At 63.2% G+C, this 20,237-nt stretch carries 18 protein-coding genes; 8 read left to right on the top strand and 10 right to left on the bottom strand.

Annotation, left to right across the window (positions count from 1 at the left end; translation table 11 throughout):
- Nucleotides 1-34: 34 nt before the first annotated feature.
- Complete coding sequence (locus tag LQ249_RS20055) at nucleotides 35-1,201, bottom strand: MFS transporter (RefSeq protein ID WP_169864398.1); 1,167 nt, start codon at nucleotides 1,199-1,201, stop codon at nucleotides 35-37.
- A gap of 120 nt (nucleotides 1,202-1,321) precedes the next feature.
- Between LQ249_RS20055 and LQ249_RS20050 the strand changes: the two genes are divergently transcribed.
- Both LQ249_RS20050 and LQ249_RS20045 read left to right on the top strand, forming a co-directional pair.
- Nucleotides 1,322-2,221, top strand: coding sequence for a LysR substrate-binding domain-containing protein (locus tag LQ249_RS20050; RefSeq protein ID WP_232566619.1), 900 nt, complete (start codon nucleotides 1,322-1,324; stop codon nucleotides 2,219-2,221).
- An 89-nt stretch (nucleotides 2,222-2,310) separates the two neighbouring features.
- Nucleotides 2,311-3,111 (top strand): DUF2242 domain-containing protein, encoded by an 801-nt coding sequence (locus tag LQ249_RS20045; protein ID WP_057004463.1) that lies wholly within the window; start codon nucleotides 2,311-2,313, stop codon nucleotides 3,109-3,111.
- A 1-nt stretch (nucleotide 3,112) separates the two neighbouring features.
- On the opposite strand, the gene aceE is transcribed toward LQ249_RS20045, so the two are convergent.
- The gene (gene aceE / locus LQ249_RS20040; RefSeq protein ID WP_232565838.1) at nucleotides 3,113-5,773 is read right to left on the bottom strand and encodes a pyruvate dehydrogenase (acetyl-transferring), homodimeric type; all 2,661 of its coding nucleotides are present in this window, start codon (nucleotides 5,771-5,773) and stop codon (nucleotides 3,113-3,115) included.
- A gap of 145 nt (nucleotides 5,774-5,918) precedes the next feature.
- Between aceE and LQ249_RS20035 the strand changes: the two genes are divergently transcribed.
- Nucleotides 5,919-6,389: a MarR family winged helix-turn-helix transcriptional regulator gene (locus tag LQ249_RS20035; RefSeq protein ID WP_017848139.1), complete on the top strand. Its 471-nt coding sequence runs from the start codon at nucleotides 5,919-5,921 to the stop codon at nucleotides 6,387-6,389.
- Nucleotides 6,390-6,497: 108 nt separating this feature from the next.
- Here the strand turns inward: LQ249_RS20035 and LQ249_RS20030 are convergent, their stop codons facing one another.
- Nucleotides 6,498-7,502 (bottom strand): transketolase-like TK C-terminal-containing protein, encoded by a 1,005-nt coding sequence (locus LQ249_RS20030; protein WP_079444228.1) that lies wholly within the window; start codon nucleotides 7,500-7,502, stop codon nucleotides 6,498-6,500.
- Between the two features lie 143 nt (nucleotides 7,503-7,645).
- On the opposite strand from LQ249_RS20030, the gene LQ249_RS20025 reads away from it, so the two are divergent.
- On the top strand, nucleotides 7,646-7,825 hold the full coding sequence (locus tag LQ249_RS20025) for a hypothetical protein (protein ID WP_126585751.1): 180 nt from the start codon (nucleotides 7,646-7,648) through the stop codon (nucleotides 7,823-7,825).
- A gap of 8 nt (nucleotides 7,826-7,833) precedes the next feature.
- Here the strand turns inward: LQ249_RS20025 and LQ249_RS20020 are convergent, their stop codons facing one another.
- Together LQ249_RS20020 and LQ249_RS20015 are read right to left on the bottom strand one after the other, a co-directional pair.
- The gene (locus tag LQ249_RS20020; RefSeq protein WP_057004460.1) at nucleotides 7,834-8,868 is read right to left on the bottom strand and encodes an AraC family transcriptional regulator; all 1,035 of its coding nucleotides are present in this window, start codon (nucleotides 8,866-8,868) and stop codon (nucleotides 7,834-7,836) included.
- Nucleotides 8,869-8,872: 4 nt separating this feature from the next.
- Nucleotides 8,873-10,003: a carbon-nitrogen hydrolase family protein gene (locus tag LQ249_RS20015; RefSeq protein WP_057004459.1), complete on the bottom strand. Its 1,131-nt coding sequence runs from the start codon at nucleotides 10,001-10,003 to the stop codon at nucleotides 8,873-8,875.
- 211 nt (nucleotides 10,004-10,214) lie between these two features.
- Here LQ249_RS20015 and LQ249_RS20010 point away from each other — a divergent pair, with 211 nt between their 5' ends.
- Together LQ249_RS20010 and LQ249_RS20005 are read left to right on the top strand one after the other, a co-directional pair.
- Nucleotides 10,215-12,254, top strand: coding sequence for an NADPH-dependent 2,4-dienoyl-CoA reductase (locus LQ249_RS20010; protein ID WP_017848135.1), 2,040 nt, complete (start codon nucleotides 10,215-10,217; stop codon nucleotides 12,252-12,254).
- Between the two features lie 57 nt (nucleotides 12,255-12,311).
- Nucleotides 12,312-13,202 (top strand): 1-aminocyclopropane-1-carboxylate deaminase/D-cysteine desulfhydrase, encoded by an 891-nt coding sequence (locus tag LQ249_RS20005; protein ID WP_169864394.1) that lies wholly within the window; start codon nucleotides 12,312-12,314, stop codon nucleotides 13,200-13,202.
- Here LQ249_RS20005 and LQ249_RS20000 read toward each other — a convergent pair.
- The 3 genes from LQ249_RS20000 to LQ249_RS19990 form a co-directional block, all read right to left on the bottom strand.
- Nucleotides 13,199-13,744, bottom strand: coding sequence for a cytochrome b (locus tag LQ249_RS20000; RefSeq protein ID WP_046382858.1), 546 nt, complete (start codon nucleotides 13,742-13,744; stop codon nucleotides 13,199-13,201). The two genes, LQ249_RS20005 and LQ249_RS20000, sit on opposite strands and share 4 nt — an antisense overlap.
- 114 nt (nucleotides 13,745-13,858) lie before the next feature.
- Complete coding sequence (gene phnX / locus LQ249_RS19995) at nucleotides 13,859-14,686, bottom strand: phosphonoacetaldehyde hydrolase (protein ID WP_079444226.1); 828 nt, start codon at nucleotides 14,684-14,686, stop codon at nucleotides 13,859-13,861.
- Between the two features lie 29 nt (nucleotides 14,687-14,715).
- On the bottom strand, nucleotides 14,716-15,825 hold the full coding sequence (locus LQ249_RS19990) for a 2-aminoethylphosphonate--pyruvate transaminase (RefSeq protein ID WP_232565837.1): 1,110 nt from the start codon (nucleotides 15,823-15,825) through the stop codon (nucleotides 14,716-14,718).
- A 125-nt stretch (nucleotides 15,826-15,950) separates the two neighbouring features.
- Here LQ249_RS19990 and LQ249_RS19985 point away from each other — a divergent pair, with 125 nt between their 5' ends.
- Both LQ249_RS19985 and LQ249_RS19980 read left to right on the top strand, forming a co-directional pair.
- Nucleotides 15,951-16,808 (top strand): LysR substrate-binding domain-containing protein, encoded by an 858-nt coding sequence (locus tag LQ249_RS19985; RefSeq protein WP_046382861.1) that lies wholly within the window; start codon nucleotides 15,951-15,953, stop codon nucleotides 16,806-16,808.
- Between the two features lie 101 nt (nucleotides 16,809-16,909).
- Nucleotides 16,910-17,617 carry a YebC/PmpR family DNA-binding transcriptional regulator gene (locus tag LQ249_RS19980; protein WP_017848129.1) on the top strand — a complete coding sequence of 236 codons (708 nt, stop codon included), beginning with the start codon at nucleotides 16,910-16,912 and terminating at the stop codon, nucleotides 17,615-17,617.
- Between the two features lie 124 nt (nucleotides 17,618-17,741).
- Here LQ249_RS19980 and LQ249_RS19975 read toward each other — a convergent pair whose 3' ends face one another.
- Entirely contained in the window at nucleotides 17,742-19,055 is a 1,314-nt protein-coding gene (locus tag LQ249_RS19975; protein ID WP_232565836.1) for a leucine-rich repeat-containing protein kinase family protein, read from the bottom strand.
- 40 nt (nucleotides 19,056-19,095) lie between these two features.
- Nucleotides 19,096-20,190: a cell division protein ZapE gene (zapE, locus tag LQ249_RS19970; RefSeq protein WP_232565835.1), complete on the bottom strand. Its 1,095-nt coding sequence runs from the start codon at nucleotides 20,188-20,190 to the stop codon at nucleotides 19,096-19,098.
- Nucleotides 20,191-20,237 lie beyond the last annotated feature (47 nt).

Genomic DNA, 20,237 nt, shown 5'->3' with positions numbered 1-20,237 from the left:
AAAAGCCCCCGGCCTGAAAAGACCGGGGGCTTTTTCATGGGCGTTTGCAAAGGGCCAGCAACATCAACGCCACTACCGCCCAGGGAAACGCGAGCACGCCCCAGCTCTGCAGCAACAACCCGCCCGCCAGACCGCCGCCGGCAATGCCCAGGTTCCATACCGTCACCAGCATCGACTGCGCGGCGTCCGCCGACTCGCCCGCCGACTTGGCCAGGGCGGTTTGCAGTAAGGCTGGTAGGCCACCGAATGCCAGCCCCCAGGCCGCGATGGCGGTGTAGATGATCGCCGGCGAGTCGATCCAGAACGCCAACGCCAGCGCCGACAGGCCAAACAGGATGCAACTGAACAGCACCAACGGGCGCAGCCATCGATCGATCAGCAGGCCCACCAGCCAGATGCTCAACAACGCCGTCAGGCCAAACACCAGCAGTACCCGGTCGATATCGGCCTGGATGCCGGCGGGCTCCAGCAGGGGGGCGATGTAGGTGTAGAGAATGTTGTGGGCCAGCACGTAGGTAAAGGTCACCCAAAGCACCGGACGAATACCGCGCAACCTCATCACCTGGCGCAGGCCCAGGCGCTGTTGTGCTGCTTGGCCGGCAAAGTCCGGGAGTTGCCAGCGCGCCCAGAGCAGTAATGCCAACGTCAGCCCGGTCATGATCGCAAAACTCAAGCGCCAGCCAACGAGGGTACCCAGCAGGGTGCCGGCCGGCACGCCCAGGGTCAGGGCCAGCGGTGCGCCAAGCATTGCGATGGCAATCGCCCGGCCTTGCAGGTGAGGGGCGACCATACGACTGGCGTAACCGGCCAACAGGGCCCAAAGCAGCCCGGCGAATACCCCGGCGAAAAAGCGCGCTACCAGGGTCAGCCCGTAGTGGCTGGATACGGCCGTCACGCTGTTGACCAGGGCGAAGCCAGCAATGGCCACCAGCAGTAGGGGGCGTCGGCGCCAACCCCGCGTCAGCAGCGTCAAGGGGATGGCCGCGAGCAATGATCCGAGTGCGTAGAGCGTGACCAGTTGGCCAACCAGGGCGGGCGACACGCCCAGGCCTGCGCCCATCTGCGGCAAGAGCCCCGCAGGCATGGCTTCGGTGAGGATGGTGATAAAACCCGCGCAAGCCAGGGCCAACAAGCCTCCCAGCGGCAGCACGTCAGGCTCGGCGTTCGCCGGGCAATGGGTAAGTGAAGGGTTGTCGCTCATGACGCTTGATCCATATAAAAGGGGCAAGGCGGCAGAGTAAGGGGCTGTGCTGTGCGGAAAAACAGGCTAAGGTTCCGAACTTAGCGGACGTAGGTGTCCGTAATCAGTCGAGACGTGATCATGGACAGCTTGAGCAGCCTGTCGGTATTTGTGCAGGTGGCGGAGACGCGCAGCTTCACCGTCGCCGGTCGCGTGCTGGGGGTATCGTCGTCGGCCGTGGGCAAAAGTATCGCGTGCATGGAAGAGCGCCTGGGCGTCAGGCTGTTTCACCGCAGCACGCGCAGTATCACCCTGACCAGCGAAGGCTCGCTGTTTCTTGAGCGTTCGCGGCGCATTCTGGCCGAGGTCGAGGCGGCCGAGCAGGAATTGACGGACGCCAGCGCTACGCCCCGCGGCAAGTTGCGCGTCAGCCTGCCGCAGGTACGCGGCTTGTTGATGCCGGTGCTCAGTGACTTTATGCGCGCCTACCCGGATATCGAGTTGGATGTGGATTTTTCCGACCGCATGGTGGACGTGATCGAGGAAGGTTTCGATGCGGTGATTCGCACAGGCAAGCCCGAAGATTCGCGCTTGATGGCGCGGCATCTGGGCTATTACCAGTTGGTACTTGTGGGCACGCCGGGCTACTTCGCTCAACACGGCACCCCGCAGCAACCGCAGGATCTCAATGATCACGCGTGCCTGCGGCACAAATTCTGCGCCACCGGCAAGCTGGAAAACTGGCCGTTGCGTCACCTGCCGGGCGCCGCCGAACCGACCTTGCGTACACCGCTGGTCAGTACCACCATTGAGTCCCTCAACCATGTGGTACACGAGGGATTGGGCATCGCCTGTCTGCCCGACTACATGGTCAACGAGGCCGTGGGGCAGGGGCGCTTGCTACGGGTGTTGGATGATTATCTCGAACACCGTGGCAGTTTCTGGATATTGTGGCCGTCAAGTCGTCATGCATCTGCCAAGTTGCGCGTGTTTATTGACCATATGTGCGCCGGGCTTTTCCCTGCGGGCACCGCTGTGTAGGCTTGTGACGTTTTATCGACAGGAATGCGCGCGCCAAGGCCTCGTTCTGTTGCACAATACCGCCCAGACCGTTTTCCTCAGGATTTTCAATGTCGACATCATTTCACTTGCGTAGCCTCGGGTTGGCGCTGGTGTTGGCGGGCGCCACGGGCTGCTCGTCACCCAAGACCGCTGTTTACGAGCACGAGAATTTCGACGACTCCGGTACGTTCTCCCGTAATTACCCGGTCAGTGACATCGCCGCGTGCGAGGCCGCACGCCGTGCCTTGCTGAGCCAGGGCTACATCATCACCAGCAGCGATCCTAAGCTGGTGGTGGGTAACAAGAGTTTCCAGCAGACCGGCGAAACTCACATGCAGATCAGCTTCAATGTGGTGTGTGCCAATGATGGCAAAGGTAAAAGCCACTCGACGATGTTTGCCAACGCCCTGCAGGATCGTTATGCGCTGAAGAAGGTCAACAACTCCGCCAGCCTGGGTGTGGGTGTGCTGGGCTCGGTGTCGATGCCGATCGGCTCCACCGACGACTCGATGGTGAAGGTGGCGAGTGAGACTGTCTCGGCGCCGAAGTTCTACGAGCGCTACTTCGCACTGGTGGATGTGTTCCTGCCCCAAGAGGTGAAGAAGACCGAACATATTCCCGAACAGCCCAAGGCTGAACTGGGGGTGCCGGAACCCAAAGTTGCCCCGGCAGCGGAGAAGGTGCCAGCGCCGAAGGAAGAACCTGTAGCGCCGGCCGTCTCGACGCCGGTTACACCGGCACCGGAGCCTGCGCCGATCGTCCCGCAGGCAGAACCGAGCCCTGCGCCGGCACCGGCACCTGCGCCAACCACGCCGGACCTGCCGCCGCCGACAGAGGCGATTCCGCCCCTGCCGACGCCCGCGCAGTAAGTCAGACCGCTACGGGATTGGTCTTGTCGACATTGATCCCGTAGCGACTGATCGCCTCACTGATTTTCTCGCGACCTATCAGCCCGTCATCGGCCAGCGCCTTCAGTGCCGCCAGCACAATGAAATGCCGGTCCACCTCGAAGAACTCGCGCAAGGCCTCCCGAGTATCCGACTGCCCGAAGCCGTCCGTGCCCAGCGCTACAAAGCGTCGGTTCGGCACAAAGGGGCGGATCTGGTCGGCGAACAGCTTCATGTAGTCAGTGGCCACCAGCACCGGACCCGTATGCCCGGCCAAGCATTGCTCGACGTAACTCAAGCGCGGCTCGTGTTCCGGGTGCAACAGGTTCCAGCGTTCGGCTTCATGCCCGTCACGGCGCAGCTCGGTCAGGCTGGGCGCACTCCATACGCTGCTGTGTACGGCAAAATCCTTGTCGAGCAACGCTGCCGCGGCGATCACTTCCCGCAGGATCGAACCGCTGCCCATCAATTGCACCTGTGCCTGCTGGTGTGTGCTCAGCGGATACAAGCCCTTGAGAATGCCTTCTTCCACGCCTTCGGGCATTGCCGGGTGCGGGTAGTTCTCGTTGAGCAGGGTGATGTAGTAGTAAATGTCCTCCTGCTCGACATACATGCGCCGCATGCCTTCGCGAATGATCACCGCCAGTTCGTAGGCAAAAGTCGGGTCATACGATACACAGCACGGAATCACCGACGCCAGGATATGGCTATGCCCATCGTCGTGCTGCAAGCCTTCGCCCATCAGGGTGGTGCGCCCGGCCGTGGCACCCAGCAGGAAGCCGCGTGCCCGGGCATCGCCTGCCGCCCAGGCCAGGTCGCCGACGCGCTGGAAGCCGAACATCGAGTAGAAGATGTAGAAGGGCACGGTCATCAGAGCATGGTTGCTGTAGGACGTACTCGCCGCGATCCAGGAGGAAATCGCACCGGACTCATTCAGACCTTCCTGCATGATCTGTCCGTCCTTGCTCTCTTTGTAGTAGCTCAGTTGCCCTGCGTCCTGTGGGGTGTAGAGCTGGCCGACGGCGGAGTGAATGCCGATCTGACGGAACAGGCTTTCCATGCCGAAGGTGCGTGATTCGTCCGGCACGATGGGCACGATCAGCTTGCCCAGGTGCGGGTCCTTGAGCAGTGTGCCGAGGATCCGCACAAAGGCCATGGTGGTAGAGATGGCGCGCTCGCCGGTGTCTTTGAGCTGGGTCGCGAAAGCGCTCAGTTCAGGAATCTGCAGCGATTCGACGGCGCTGTGGCGCGCCGGCACGTAGCCACCCAACGCCTGGCGCCGGGCGGCGAAGCAGCGCGCCTCTTCGCTGTCGGCAGCCGGCTTGAGGTAAGGAATTTCAGCCAACTGCTCGTCGGGGACTTCCAGGCCGAAGCGATCACGGAACGCTCTGACGGCGTCGGCGCCCATTTTTTTCAGCTGATGGTTGATGTTCTGGCCTTCGCCGGCTTCGCCCATGCCGAAGCCCTTGACGGTTTTCGCCAGGATCACCGTGGGTTGGCCTGAATGACTCATGGCGGCAGCATAGGCGTTATAGACCTTGTCCGGGTCATGACCGCCGCGTGAGAGTTTCCAGATGTCCTCGTCTGAGAGGTCCGCAACCAATGCCAGTAACGCCGGGTATTTGCCGAAGAAATGTTCGCGCACGTAGGCGCCGTCCTGGGATTTGTAGTTCTGATAATCACCGTCCACGCACTCCATCATGCGTTGGCGCAGCAGCCCGCTCTGGTCTTTTTCCAGCAGCGCATCCCAGCCGCCGCCCCAGATAACCTTGATCACATTCCAGCCGGCCGCGCGGTAGAGGCTTTCGAATTCCTGGATCACCTTGGCATTGCCGCGTACTGGGCCGTCCAGGCGCTGCAGGTTGCAGTTGACCACGAAGATCAGGTTGTCGAGTTTTTCACGCCCGGCCAGGGAAATGGCGGCCAGGGATTCCGGCTGGTCCATTTCGCCATCACCAAGGAACGCCCAGACCTTGCGGCCCTGGTGCTGCTTGAGCGCACGCAACTCCAGGTAGCGCATAAAGCGCGCCTGGTAGGCGGCGGTGATCGGTCCGAGCCCCATGGACACGGTGGGGAATTGCCAAAAATCCGGCATCAGCCGTGGGTGCGGGTAGGACGACAAGCCTGCACCGCCCGTTTCGCGGCGGAAGTTGTCGAGCTGAGCCTCGCTGATGCGGCCTTCGAGATACGCGCGGCCGTAGATGCCGGGGGAGGAGTGGCCCTGGATGTAGACCAGATCGCCATCGAAGGTGTCGGTGCGCCCACGGAAAAAGTGGTCGAAGCCGACGTCATACAGCACGGCGGCCGACGCGTAGGTGGCGATATGCCCACCGACGCCGGAGTGTTTACCGGCGCGCAGCACCATGGCCATGGCGTTCCAGCGGATAAACGCACTGGTGCGGCGTTCGAGGGCCAGGTTGCCAGGGTAGGGCAACTGGCGGTCCAGCGGGATCGTGTTGATGTAGGGCGTGGTTACCCGCCCGTAGACGTCACCATGTTGCGCCACGTCGAAATCCAGCAACTGGTCGATCAGGTAGTGGGCACGCGGGCGGCCTTCGGTGGACAGCACCGATTCGATGGCTTCCAGCCATTCGCGGGTTTCCTGTGGGTCGTCGTCCAGTCTTACTGCGGTATTCGGGGTCATGTGAGGCTCCAGGGTCGGCGAATATCAAGCAGCGTGCTCCTTGTGGGAGCGGCGCGCATATAGTTGCAATTGCAACTACATGTCTGAATCTAGCGCGGGATGAGCTACTATTGCAACCTTCTTGAAATTCCCCGGATGGTGTTGCATGTCGTCGAAAGAGCCTGATGTCTGGTTCCGTTTTGTCAGGGCCCACAGGACGGTCATCCGTGAAATCGAGCGGCGCCTGGCTGCGGCCGACCTGCCGCCCTACGCCTGGTACGACGCATTGTGGGGCCTGGAAAGCGGCCCCGAAGGTACTCGGCGCATGCATGAATTGGCCGATGTGCTGGCCATCGAGCGCTACAACCTGACGCGCCTGGTGGACCGCCTGGAAAAAGACGGCCTGGTGGTGCGCTCCCGTTCCGACGGCGACGGCCGTGCCGCGTTTGCCACGATCACCGAGGCCGGCCGGGTGTTGCGCAAAAAGATGTGGGGCATCTACGAAAGCACGGTAGATGAGCTGTTCCTGTCGCAGATCGCACCGGAGCAGCGCCAGGGGTTTGCCGAAGCCCTGGAACGTACTGCCGGGTTGGCGATGGAGGCCGGTGTGCAGGTCCGTAACCGGCGCAAATCCTGAGACACGACGATTCAACGTGGAAGATGACTGGGTCCCGAAAGCAGACGGCTGTCGACTGACCCACCGCTATCGGGAGCAAGCCCCTTGCGCCGTTGTTCGCATTCCGGCTCATTGCAGTGAGTAGCGCTTCATCGCCCGTTCGACCTGCTGTGCAGCGATGAGCCCGTCCTTCGCCAGGGCGCTCAATGCAGACACCGCAATCCAATAGCGACTGGGCGCCGATGCCTGCACCGAGCCCGCGCCCAGCCCCACGAACCGCGCATCCACGTAAGCCGCCAACGGGTCGACAATCGGCTGTGCATAGCCGGTCACTGCAATCACCGGCGCGGCATTCCCGGCCAGGCACTCGCGCAAGTGGCTGCTGCGTCTGGGGGCGGTGGGGTGCAGGCGATTCCAGCGTTCGGCGGCTGCGGCCTCTCGGGCCAGCCGCGTGTAGCTGGGGCAACTCCACAGCTGCGCGGTGATATTCCAGTCCTCTGCCAACAAGCGTTTGGCCTGCACGACCTCTTCAAGCGCCCGACCTGCGCCGAGCAAGCGCACGTCCCCTGGGGCATCGCGCTGGAGCGGATACATACCCTTGAGCGCATCTTCACGGTCCTGCTCGGTCAACGGTACTGCGTTGTCGTCGTCATGCAGCGCCAGGTAGTAAAACCCGGGCTTGCCGTCGATATACAAGGTGCGCAGTCCCGCCAGCACAATCGCCCGGACTTCCTCACCCGTGGCAGGATCGTAGGGTGTGCAATGCGGATTGCTCGCCAGCCACAGCGGGAGAGAAGGCTGTGCGCCCTTGGGCCAGGCCGAGGGTTGGGTTTCGATGTCGTTGCATAGGATGCCGCGCTGTGCCGTCTCGGCCGATAAGGCACACAGTTGTGCCGACGACACCGCGCTGTGCAGGTACAGCAACGGTTTTTCCGCAGTTTTGCGCGCAAACCAGACGGGCCAACTGCCCACGCGCCGGGAACGGGACTGGCCGCGAATCACCCAGGCCTGCCGGCTGGCTTCCAGGGTGTTGGCCATGCTCATGACGGTGTGCAATGGCGAACTTCGTGTATGTCCGGCCTGGTTCAACGCATCACAGCAAAGCTGTGCGGCGTGCGCGGTGGTGGCAATCATCGGTCTGACTCCTCGGCAAGGGAGGCTTACCCTAAGGGAAATCGACTTATAATTGCAATTGCAATGGTTGCAATTGTTTTTCGATGACCCAGTGCTAAATCCGCACAACGCTGCTACGTTTAATCTGAACGTGCAGGAACGTCATGACACCGACATTTTTCCGTCATCACGGCACATTAGGCTGGCTGTGCAGGTCATTTACCTGCGGCTGCTTTCAACTCAAGAAGGAGTTCACCATGGACGATTACCAAGAAGAACTGCTGGAGTACCAGGCCTTTGAATGGGACCCTTTGGACCCTGCCGACGACGCTACTGAGCTGTAAGACCGGCTTCAGGCGGATTGCCGCTGACTGCGGCGAAATTCCCCTGGGGTTTGGTTATTCCATCGCCTGAACGCCCGTTGAAAGGCCTGGGCCGAGGCAAAACCGAGCAAGTAGGCGATCTCGCCGAATGCCAGTTCCGTATCGCGGATATAGGTCATGGCCAGGTCGCGGCGGGTATCGTTGAGGATCGCCCGGAACTGAGTGCCTTCATCGGCCAGTTTGCGGCGCAGGGTCCAGGTCGGCAGCTTCAAGCGCGCCGCCACTTCTTCCAGGTCGGGTTCCCGGCCGCCATTGAGCATCGGCCCGAGCAAGCGGGTAATGCGCTCGCGCAGGCTGCGGGTGCGGGTCAACTGCTCCAACTCCCTTTCACACAGTTGTAACAGCAGTTGCCAGGTACTCGGGCAATGCTCCGGGTTGCGCAGCGCCAGGGTTGTCTGGCTCAGGCGCAGTTGATTGGCCTCGGCGCCGAAGTGGACCGGGCTGTCACCCAGCACGCTGTATTGTTCGCTGTAGTCCGGTGCTTCGAATTCGATCTCGATGCGCTGCGCCTGCACCGGCTGCTGGGCCAGGCTCGACAGTTGGTGCAGCCAGCCGGCGATGATCGAGTCGACCACAAAGCGGTTATAGGCGTTATACGGGCTGATGGAGTAGAAACGCAGCCACGCGCCTTCGGCGTCTTCATGAAAGCTCGACTGCCCGCGATAGTTGGAGCCGTACAGCGCTTCAAAGCGCGTGAGGGTGCGGGCCGCTTCGCGCACGTTGGGCGCCTGGGCGGCCGTGACGCCGGCCAGGCCGGCCTGGCTCAAGCGGCTCGACTGGCCCATGCGCAGGCCGAGGCTCGGATCGCCAGTCAGTTGAATGGCGGCATGGCCCAGGCGCATGTAACGCGGGATCGACAAGCGCGCGCCGGCTTCGGCGAGCCGTACCGGGTCCAGGCCGTATTGCAGCAACAGCGGTTGCGGGTCCAGGCCGTGGCTGCTGATGGCGTCGGCCAGGGTGTGCACGAAGCCCACCGACAGATCCCCCAGGCGTACCGGCTTCACGGCGTTACAGCCAGATATTCAGCAAGCGCGCGCCACGGGCGTCGCCGTCGGCGAACACCTGGCCGTTGCTGCTGAGAAAGCTCTGGCCGGCGCTGCCCAGGTCCCAGAACTGCCCGCGCAGAAATACGCTCATGCCCGCAATGGCCTGGCTGATGGGCGGCTGGCTGATCAAGGTCAGGCGTCGCCAGGCTTCGCCTTCGCTGAGTTCTTCGGGTTTGAGGCTGATTTCCGCGGGCGTCGACACGCTTTTGAAGCCGCGCCAAGGGCGGCCCCAGGTGTCGCGGCCGATAACAAACGCGGGGACGGCGATCAACCTTGCACCTTGCTCATTGAGCTTGCGGTAGTTGTCCGGGTACCAGCTGTCGCTGCCGATCAGGATGCCCAGGCGTCCGGCCGGGGTGTCGACCACGCTGACGGTGTTTTCATCCCCGGGCGCAATGAAGCCGCGCTCGTCGTAGATCGGGTAGAGCTGACGCTGCGGCTGGCCCAGGGGCAGGCCATCGGCCGCAAATACCAGGCTGGCGTTGTACAGCGCGCCATGCCCGACCTGCAGTTGCCCCTCGCTCACGCTGGGGTTGGGCAACGCGATGGAACCGGCCACCAGGGTCACGCCAAACTCCTTGGCCAGGCCGCCGAACAGCGCTTGGTAGTCCCGCGCCATTGCCGGGGCTTTCATGCGCAAGTATGCGTCGTCCATGCGGTTGTCGCCGGTGGCGCTGATCCAGGCGCGCATGAACTGCAGCGGGTTGCTGATCGACAGCCAGTTCATCGCATCTTTCAGGTGGGTCGCCTGATACAGCTCGTTTTTTTCGCCGCGGAGCATCAGCCAGGTGCCGATATGTTCCGGCAGCACCACGATGGTTTTTTCATTGATCAGCCCCTGGTTTCGCGCCGTTTGCAGGTAGGCCGCGAGCTTCAGGTGCAGGCGTTCCAGGCTCTGGTAGTCGCCAGGGAACAGCTCCGGCTGAATGCCCAGCAGGTTGCCGCGATCGGCAGGCTGGCCTTCGTTGACGGCCAGGGTGATGCGCAGGTCGGACAGGTAATGCGCCACGGGGCGTTCCTGGGTCCAGACCAGATAGGCGGCGACGGCGGCAACCAGCGCCAGGGTGACGGTAAAAGCGAGAAGTTTACGCATGGGGAAACAGACAACGGACCGAGTGCGGGGTTCGCGACTAGGGTAGGGCCCGCGGCTCGGCTTGCCAAGGGGCGCTGTGCATTTGGATCAATAACTTGTCAGTTTCGGTCATTGAGTGCTAGCCGAACGCCTCTTAGTCTGTGGGACATAAACCGATGGCAAGCCGTAAGAGCGTGCCACGTCCCGTGATGATCCGTTGTGGAGCTTGACCATGACCGCTGCTGCGTACCCGCACCTGCTGGCCCCGTTGGACCTGGGTTTTACCACCTTGCGCAACCGTACCCTGATGGGCTCGATGCACACGGGGCTGGAAGAAAAACCGGGCGGTTTCGAACGTATGGCGGCCTACTTCGCCGAGCGCGCCCGTGGCGGCGTGGGCCTGATGGTCACCGGCGGCATTGGCCCGAACGATGAAGGTGGGGTGTATTCCGGCGCGGCCAAGCTGACCACCGACGAAGAGGCGCAGAAGCACAAGATCGTGACCCGCGCCGTACACGAAGCCGGCGGCAAGATCTGCATGCAGATCCTCCACGCCGGCCGTTATGCCTACAGCCCCAAGCAGGTGGCACCGAGCGCGATCCAGGCGCCGATCAACCCGTTCAAGCCCAAGGAACTGGACGAAGCGGGCATCGAGAAACAGATCCAGGATTTCGTCACCTGCTCGCTGCTGGCGCAGTCCGCCGAATACGACGGCGTGGAAATCATGGGTTCCGAAGGCTACTTCATCAACCAGTTCCTCGCCGCCCACACCAACCACCGCACCGACCGTTGGGGCGGCAGCTACGAAAACCGCATGCGTTTGGCGGTAGAGATCGTGCGCCGGGTGCGCGAAGCCGTCGGCCCGAACTTCATCATTATCTTCCGCCTGTCGATGCTCGATCTGGTGGAAGGCGGCAGCAGTTGGGAAGAAATCGTGCAACTGGCCAAGGCCATCGAGCAGGCCGGTGCGAGCATCATCAACACCGGGATCGGTTGGCACGAAGCGCGCATTCCGACCATCGCCACCAAGGTGCCGCGGGGCGCGTTCAGTAAAGTCACCGCCAAATTGCGCGGCGCGGTGCAGATCCCGCTGATCACCACCAACCGCATCAACACCCCGGAGATTGCCGAGCAGATCCTCGCCGCAGGCGATGCCGATATGGTCTCGATGGCGCGGCCGTTCCTCGCCGACCCGGAGTTCGTCAACAAGGCCGCGGCCGGTCGTGCCGATGAAATCAACACCTGCATCGGTTGCAACCAGGCCTGCCTCGACCACACCTTCGGCGGCAAGTTGACCACCTGCCTGGTCAACCCGCGCGCGTGCTACGAGACCGAGCTCAACTATCTGCCGGTCAAACAGATCAAGAAAATCGCCGTGGTCGGCGCCGGTCCCGCGGGCCTGGCCGCTGCCACGGTGGCGGCCGAACGCGGCCATCAGGTGACGTTGTTCGATTCGGCCAGCGAGATCGGTGGCCAGTTCAACATCGCCAAGCGCGTGCCGGGCAAGGAAGAGTTTTTCGAGACCCTGCGTTATTTCAACCGCAAATTGCAGACCACCCATGTGGAGGTGTGCCTCAACACCCGCGTCGACGTCGCGCAACTCACGGCAGGCGGGTACGACGAGATCATCCTCGCCACCGGTATCGCCCCGCGCACGCCGGCAATTGCGGGCATCGATAACCCGAAGGTGCTGAGCTACCTCGACGTGATCCTCGAGCGCAAACCCGTGGGCAAGCGCGTCGCGGTGATCGGTGCCGGCGGTATCGGCTTCGACGTGTCGGAGTTCCTCGTGCATCAAGGCGTGTCCACCAGCCTGGACCGCGACGCGTTCTGGAAAGAGTGGGGCATCGACACGCAGTTGCAAGCGCGTGGCGGCGTCGCCGGGATCAAGCCGCAACCGCACCCGCCGGCGCGCGAGGTGTTCCTGCTGCAGCGCAAGGCTTCCAAGGTCGGCGACGGGCTGGGCAAGACCACCGGCTGGATTCACCGCACCGGGTTGAAGAACAAGCAGGTGCAGATGCTCAACAGCGTCGAGTACCTGAAGATCGACGACGCGGGCCTGCATATCCGCATCGGCGCCGAGGGCGAGCCGCAGTTGTTGGCGGTGGACAACATTGTGATCTGCGCTGGCCAGGACCCGTTGCGCGAATTGCAGGACGGCCTGGTCGCTGCGGGCCAGAACGTGCACCTGATCGGCGGTGCCGATGTCGCCGCCGAACTCGACGCCAAGCGCGCCATCAACCAGGGCTCGCGCCTGGCAGCTGAGTTGTAAAACGCCGAGAAGGGGCAGTGTTAGACTACTGCCCCTTTTTCATACGGACTTGCGCCGATGGGCCCTTTCGACTGGCTCCCCCATGCGCCCCTGGAACCGCTGCCGCTGGATTGGCTGAACGGGGTCGAATTGGCCGTGCTGCGCCTGGACCGCATCGACCCGCTGATCAGCGGCAACAAGTGGTTCAAGCTCAGCGAACACCTGGCCCTGGCGCAACAGGCCGGTGCCGACGGGATCATCAGCCTCGGCGGGGCGTACTCCAACCACCTGCATGCGCTGGCGGCGGCCGGCAAGCGTTTTGATTTTCCCACCGTCGGCCTGTTGCGCGGCCATCCCCAAGACACACCCACCGTTCTCGATCTGAAAGCCTTCGGCATGCAGTTGCATTGGCTGGGCTATGGCGGCTACCGCGCGCGGCATGAACCCGGTTTCTGGCAGCCGTGGCACGAACATTATCCCCATCTCTACCCGGTGCCCGAAGGCGGCGGGGGCATCGCCGGGGCGTTGGGTTGCGGCGTATTGGTCGAGCAGGCGCGTGCGCAATTGAGCAACGTGGGGTGGGACGATTACGACGCATGGTGGCTGGCGGCAGGCACCGGCACGACTGTGGCCGGGCTGGCGTTGGCCGAGGCGGGGGGACATCCGGTGTACGGTGCAATGGCGGTGCCGGACGATCACGGCGTGGCGCAGAACGTGCGCGCCATCGTGCAGGACGGCTTTGCGTTGTTGGACGCCAGCCGGGGCGGCTTCGCCAAGGTCGACCCGTGGTTGCTCGACTTTATCGAGACCACGCAACGGGCCTGCGGCCTGCCGCTGGAGCCGCTCTATACCGGCAAGGCACTGCTGGCGTTGAAGCAACAGGTCGAAGCCGGACGCTTCCCTCCCGGCACGCGTCTGATCTTCGTCCACACCGGCGGCTTGCAAGGCCGCCGAGGGTTGGCTGCCTAACGCTTGGGCAGCATGCGCAACACAGTGTTATCGCGGATGAAGTAGTGGTGGTACAGACCCGCCACGGCATGCAGGCCGATCAACCAATAACCGATGGAGCCGCCCAGCTCGTGCCACTCTTTGATCTGCTTGGACAAGTCCTTGTTTTCGCCGATCAGGGGCGGTAACTCGATCCCATAGAACATCACGGAATGCCCTTGGGCGCTGACGATCAGCCAGCCGGCGATCGGCATACCGATCATGAAGGCATACAGTGCAAAGTGCATCAGGGTCGCCAGCAGGCTCTGCCATTGCGGCGGTGCCGGTACGATTTTCGGTGCGACCCCCAGCGAGCGGGCAAACAGGCGCAGCCAGACCAGCACAAACACGGTCAGGCCGAACATGAAGTGCATTTCCACGATCAGCGCTCGCCCGCCACTGCCTTTGGGGAAGATCCCGCGAAACTCAATACAGGCGTAGACCACCGCCAGCAGCACCACCATCAACCAGTGCAACGCAATCGACATGGTGCTGTAACGTGAATCGGAATTTTTCCACGGCATCGCTTGATTCCTCACTCATCAGGGCAAACCTCCGTTCTTTGGCGACGAAGTCCTTTTACTGTAAGCCTGTTTTGCAGGGTTTGCTCGGCGCGAATGCCGTTGAGTTGACCTCGATCAGTGGCTTTGCGGCATTTCACCGCGGGCCAGGCGCTGGTTGATGTCGGCGATCACCGCTGGCAGGTCGCTGATGGTGTCGATCATGTAGTGCGGGCGCGAACCTTCGAACATCGCTTCGATACGCGTGCGCTCATGGGCCAGGCCGGCGCTGTCCAGGGCGCGGAACTGCGCGTAGGTCAGGCCCAGGGCGTTGCCGGAACAGGTCAGCGCCACGGTCCACATCCCGGCGCGACGGCCTTCGAGAATGCCCGGTACGGTGTCGTCGACCTTGACGCATGCCGCCACATCGTCAACGCCCAGGGCGATCACGTTGGCCAGGGCCTGCGCCGGCCATGGGCGGCCGTTGGGCACTTCGTCGGTGGCGACCACATGGTCGGCGACGTAGCCGTTGGTGGCGGCCAGCGCGACGACCTTGTCCATCACTTGCTTGGGATAGCCGGAACAGGAACCGATCTTGAGCCCTTGCGCACGCAGCACAGCGATGCAGTCGAGGGCGCCGGGGATCAGCGCCGAGTGCTCGGCGATCTTTTCGATCTGCAGCGGCATGAAGCGCTGGTAGATCGCGGTCACGTCCTCGTCGCTGGGCATGCGGCCGAACGCCTGGCGGTAACGCTCGGCGACCTGCGGCTGGTTGCACAGGGTGCGGATATGGTCCCATTTGCCCATGCCCATCGGGCCACGGGCTTCTTCGATGGAGACCTGTACGCCGAACTCGGCGAAGGCTTCGACAAAAATCTGCGTCGGCGCGAACGAGCCGAAGTCGACCACGGTGCCGGCCCAGTCGAGGATGACAGCCTGCAGGGTATCGGGGTGTTGATAGTTCATGGTTCAGATCCTGGGGGTAAAAAGGGCAATCAGATGTCCAGCACTTGCATCGCGTGCAGCGCCTGCGCAATGGCCGCGACCGCCGCGCGCATCTCGGCCGCATCGACGTGGCCGATGCAGCCCACGCGAAAGGTGTCCACTTCGGTCAATTTGCCGGGGTATAGAATGAAACCCTTGGCCTTGACCCGTTCGTAGAACGCCTTGAACTGGTAGTGCGGGTCTGTCGGCGCATGGAAGGTGACGATGATCGGTGCCTGGATCGCCGTCGGCAGGAAGCTGCGCAGGCCCAGTTCGGCCATGCCGTCCAGCAGCACCTGGCAATTGTTGGCATAGCGTCGCTGGCGCGCGGGCAGGCCGCCGTCTTCGTGGTATTGCAGCAGCGCTTCGTGCAGCGCGGCGACCACGTGGGTCGGTGGGGTGAAGCGCCACTGGCCGGTCCTGGTCATGTATTCGTGTTGCTCGAACAGGTCCAGCGTCAGGGAGTGGCAGTTGCCTTGGGCGGCGCCCAGCGCGTGTTTTTCAGCGAAGACAAAGCCCATGCCCGGCACGCCTTCCAGGCACTTGCCCGAGGCGGCGATGAGGGCGTCGAACGGTACTTCGCGGGCATCGATCGGCAGCGCGCCGAAGGAACTCATCGCGTCGACGATCAGGCGCTTGCCATGCTCTTTGACCGCCTGGGCGATCTGCGGCAGCGGGTTGAGCAGGCCGGTACTGGTTTCGCAATGGATCAACGCGACGTGAGTGATGGCCGGGTCGGCGTGCAGCAGGCGGTCGACGTCGGCGGCGCTGCAGGGTTCGTCTTCGGCGGTTTCAAAGGTGCTGAAATCGCGGCCGAGCACTTCGCAGATCTTCGCCAGGCGCTTGCCATAGGCGCCGTTGATCAGCACCAGCACCTTGCCGTTGCGTGGCACCAGGGTGCCGATGGCCGCTTCGACGGCGAAGGTGCCGCTGCCTTGCAACGGCACGCAATGGTGAGTGGCGGCGCCGTTGAGGATCGCCAGCAGTTGCGAGCAGACGCTGGCGGTCAGTTGATTGAAGCGCTCATCCCATGAACCCCAGTCCACCAGCATTGCCTGGCGGGTGCGGGCAGAGGTGGTCAGGGGGCCTGGGGTCAGCAGGATCGGCGCGGCGCTGCTCATTTCAAGTCCTCGCAAAGTGTTCGGGGTGGACGTTACGGCGCCTAAATTGCAGTTTGGCTTGTCATCAATCAAATTGTTTGTTGTTATGCGAGCTATCAGTCAGGCCGATAGAAAGGTCACTCAACATGAATTTGTTCCAACTGCGCGCATTCGACGCAGTGGCCCGCGAGGGCAGCTTTACCCGCGCCGCGGCGCGGTTGTTCATCAGCCAGCCGGCGGTGACCGGGCACATCAAGGCCCTCGAAGAGCACTACCAGATCCCCTTGTTGCGCCGCACCGCGCGGCGCGTCGAGTTGACCGAAGAGGGGACACGCCTGGCAGCGATCACCCGGGCGATCTTTGGCCTGGTGGACGAAGCCCAGGCCCTGCTGGAGGCCAATCGGCAGTTGCTCAGCGGGCGCCTCGAAGTGGCGGCCGATGGCCCGCACCTGGTGATGCCGATGATCGCCAGCCTGCGCGCGCGTTACCCAGGGATCACCGTGAACCTGCGCCTGGGCAATGCCCAGGAAACCCTGGCAGCGCTGCTGTCCGAGCATGCGGATGTGGCGGTGCTCACCGAAGTCGAACCACGCAACGGCCTGCACTTGCAGGCGCTGGGCGAATCGCGGATCTGCGCGTTGGTGCCGGCCAGCCACCCATGGGCGACGCTGGCCCAGGGCATTCAGTTGGAGCAATTGCATGAGGTGATCATGGTGCTGCGCGAGCCAGGCTCCATTACCCGGCGCACCTTCGATCACGCCTGCCTCGGCGCCGGGGTGCAGCCGAAAGTGCTGCTGGAGCTGGACAGCCGTGAAGCGGTGACCGAAGCCGTTGCCGCCGAGTTGGGGGTTGGCGTGGTGTCCTCGATGGAGGTCAGCCCGGACCCGCGCGTGTGTGCGCTGCCGATCCACGGGCAGGGGCTGCTCAACCGACACATGTTGGGGTGCATGGAGCGCCGTCGGTCGCTGCGTTTGATTCAGGCGTTTTTCGAGCTGGCGCCGTGAAGGTTTTTTGGTGGAACGTTGCGTTTTTGCCCTATAAACTCTGCCCCCAAAGCGCCGGCCAGTAGACGTCTCGGCGCGATGGATGAGGAAGAGAGCAAGTCATGGGCGCACAGTGGAAAGTCAAACATAAAGAAGCGGCAGCCAATGCCAAGGGCAAGATCTTCGGCAAACTGGTGAAAGAGATCACCATCGCTGCCCGTAACGGTGCCGACACCGCGACCAACGCCCACTTGCGTCTGGTGGTGGAGCAGGCCAAAAAAGCCTCGATGCCCAAGGAAACCCTGGACCGCGCCATCAAGAAAGGCGCCGGTCTGCTCGGGGAAACCGTGCAGTACCACCGCGTGACCTACGAAGGGTTCGCCCCGCATCAGGTGCCGCTGATCGTTGAGTGCGTGACCGACAACATCAACCGCACCGTGGCGGAAATCCGCGTGGCGTTCCGCAAGGGCCAACTGGGCGCTTCCGGCTCCGTGGCCTGGGACTTCAACCACGTCGGCCTGATCGAAGCCGCGCCGGACAGCCCGGACGCCGATCCTGAAATGGCGGCCATTGAAGCCGGCGCCCAGGATTTCGAAGAGGGCGAAGAAGAGGGCACCACCCTGTTCATCACCGAAACCACCGACCTCGACGCCGTGCAGAAAGCGCTGCCGGAGCAGGGTTTTACCGTGCTGTCGGCCAAACTGGGCTATATCGCGAAGAACCCGGTGACGGGGTTGACCGACGAGCAGATGGCTGAAGTCGAAGCCTTCCTCGAAGGCCTGGACAACCATGACGACGTGCAGGATATGTTCGTCGGCCTGGCCGGCTGATCCATGCCTGAATAAACGCGCTCAAAACTGTGGGAGGGGGCTTGCTCCCGATAGCGGTGTGTCAGTCAACGATGATGTTGAATGGGCCACAGCCATCGGGACCAAGCCCCCTCCCACATTGGGTTCAGTGCTGTGGAATAGATTGCAGCAGCGCTTCGACTTCCTCGAAGCCCGGCCGCGCCAGCACTTCGGGCTGACAGCAGCGCGCCTGCAAGCCTTCCAGGATCTGGCGTGTGGTGTCGCTCAAGCCTACGTCGATCCGCTGCAACAACTCCCCGAGCAACACTCCGAACGCACGCACTTCAATGCGTTGCAGTGCCCGGGTTTCCAGGGTGTCGGCGGTGGCATGGAACGACGCCGCGCCGAAATCCCCGAGCAAGCAGTCGCCCGCCGCGTTCCACAGAATATTGTGGCCGTACAGGTCGCCATGGGTGATGCCATGGCGGTGCAGGTGCGCGCCCACCGAGGCGATGCCGCGAGCCATGCGCAATGCCACCGCGAGGCTGAAGCGGGTAGCCGGTTCGTAGATGTCGCGGGTGCAGGACGCCAGGCTCGGCAGGGCGGCGAGGTTGCGGTAGCTCGGCTCGATCAGGTCCATCACCAGCGCGGCCTGGTCGTCGGGGTGGCCAACCACGCGGCCTTCCACCTTGATCAGGTTGGGGTGCAACCCGGCGGCAATGCATGCCTGCATTTCGTGCAGCGGTGAGCCGTCGCTGGTGATGCTGCCTTTGTACAGCTTGACCGCCACCGGCTTGGCCGAGGGCTGCCAGAGCGCCTTGCGGATCACCCCGGAGGCGCCTTCCCCGAGCACCTCGGCCAGTTCCAGCGCCGACCATGGAATGTCGGGCGTCGCATCGTCGGCGGCCACGTCCGCCGCCGTTTCCACCGGGTTGCCGGCGTAGGCCAGCCAGGTCAGGCTGGGCAGCGCCAGGAGCCAATCGGGCAGGCCGGTGAGGCGGTTGGAGGCGATGCGGATCAGCTCCAGGTTGTGACAATTGGCCAGGCTTGGCGGCAGGTGCGCCAGGTGGTTGCCGGCCAGCATCAGTTTTTGCAGCAGCGGCCGCTCGCCCAATTCGTCGGGCAGTTGGCTGATGCAGTTATCGGTGAGGATCAACCAGCGCAACAGCGGCGGCAACGCGGCGGCCGGCACGTGGCGGATACGGTTGGCCTTGAAGGCGATCATGCTCAGCTTTGCGCATTGGCCCAGGCAGGCCGGCAGTTCGGTAAAGGCGTTGTCCGAGCAGAACAACACACGCAGGTGCGGCAGGCGATGCAGGTCGTCGGGCAGGCTGCTCAGGGCATTGCCGCTGAGGTTGAGGATTTCCAGGGAGTCGGCCAGTTCGAATATTTCCCGGGGGAATTCGGTCAGCCCACAGGACAGGTCCAGGCGCTGGATGCCGGCCAATTGGCCGGCCTTGAGTTGGGCGAGGGTATTCATGAACGGCGCGGTCACTCGGCAAGGGGGCGTAAAAAGGCGCTCATGATACCGGGTCGGGTGTGTGTTGCGGGTGGACCGCCTGCAATTGGTTCAGGCGACTGGCGGTGCGCGCCAGATCGATGGCCTGGCCGCTCAAGGCCTGCTCCAGCGGGTGCGCGCCGATCAGGATCAGCTGTTTATCCTGGTCGTAGAGCACGTCCACCAGGTTGATAAAGCGCTGTTGCACGGCGATCGGGCAGTCTGCCAGGTGCGGCAGCCCGTCGATGATCCACTCGTCGAAGTCCTGGCACAGCAGCAGGTAATCCATCACCGCCGTGAGTTGTTCGCAGAGGTCATGGAAGGTGAAGGCGATGCGCCGTGCCTGCTGGCTGCGGCAGCGCAACTGGCGGTTGCCGACCGTCAGCACCTGCGCCGGGCAATCCGTGGCCGGCAGCCCGAGCGCGGTTCGCTGCGCCGGTGTACCCGGCCACACGTACCGACCGCTGCTGAAGCGCTGTTCGGCATGGGCCTGGGGCAGGCTGCGGAAGTCCTTGGGCGAGCTGACTTCCAGCACGTCCATGCGCGCCGCGATCAGGTCGATCACCGGCTTGAATCGCTCGTGGTACAGCGGGTTGGGCAACAGCCCTTGCGGCGGATAATTGGACGTCACCAGCACCAGGACGCGACGTTGGAACAACGCCTTGAACAGGCGGTTGATCAGCATCGCATCGCCGATATCGTGGACATGGAATTCGTCGAAACACAGCACGCGGCAGCCGTCCAGCAGCGCATCCAGGGTCACCGCCAGTGCGTCGTGGTGCTGACGGTGGGCGAACATGCCCCGGTGCAGGCGGGCGAAAAAATCATGGAAATGCACGCGTTGTTTTTCGGCGATCGGCAATGCCTGGAAAAACCCGTCCAGCAGCCAACTTTTGCCGCGCCCCACCGGCCCGTGCAAATACAGGCTGCGGGTGGGCTGGCCGGCGAGCAGGTGGTGGGTCTCGCGCGCCATCGCCGCAATCGCCCGGGCCTGTGCGGCGCTGAGGGTATAGCCGTGCTGCTCGGCCTTGGTCTGAAAGAAGGTGGGGATGGGGGAGTCGTCGTGGGTGGGGTGTTTTTTACCGAGCAAACGACGGATCAGGGAACGCGGCGCCAAGGGGAGTCACTCTGTGTGCGGTGGTCGCTCACTTTAGGGCGACAATC

It is taken from the genome of Pseudomonas sp. 7-41 (genome assembly GCF_021233075.1).
In the GTDB taxonomy this organism is placed as follows: domain Bacteria; phylum Pseudomonadota; class Gammaproteobacteria; order Pseudomonadales; family Pseudomonadaceae; genus Aquipseudomonas; species Aquipseudomonas veronii.
This window is presented reverse-complemented; position numbering and strand designations above follow the sequence as displayed.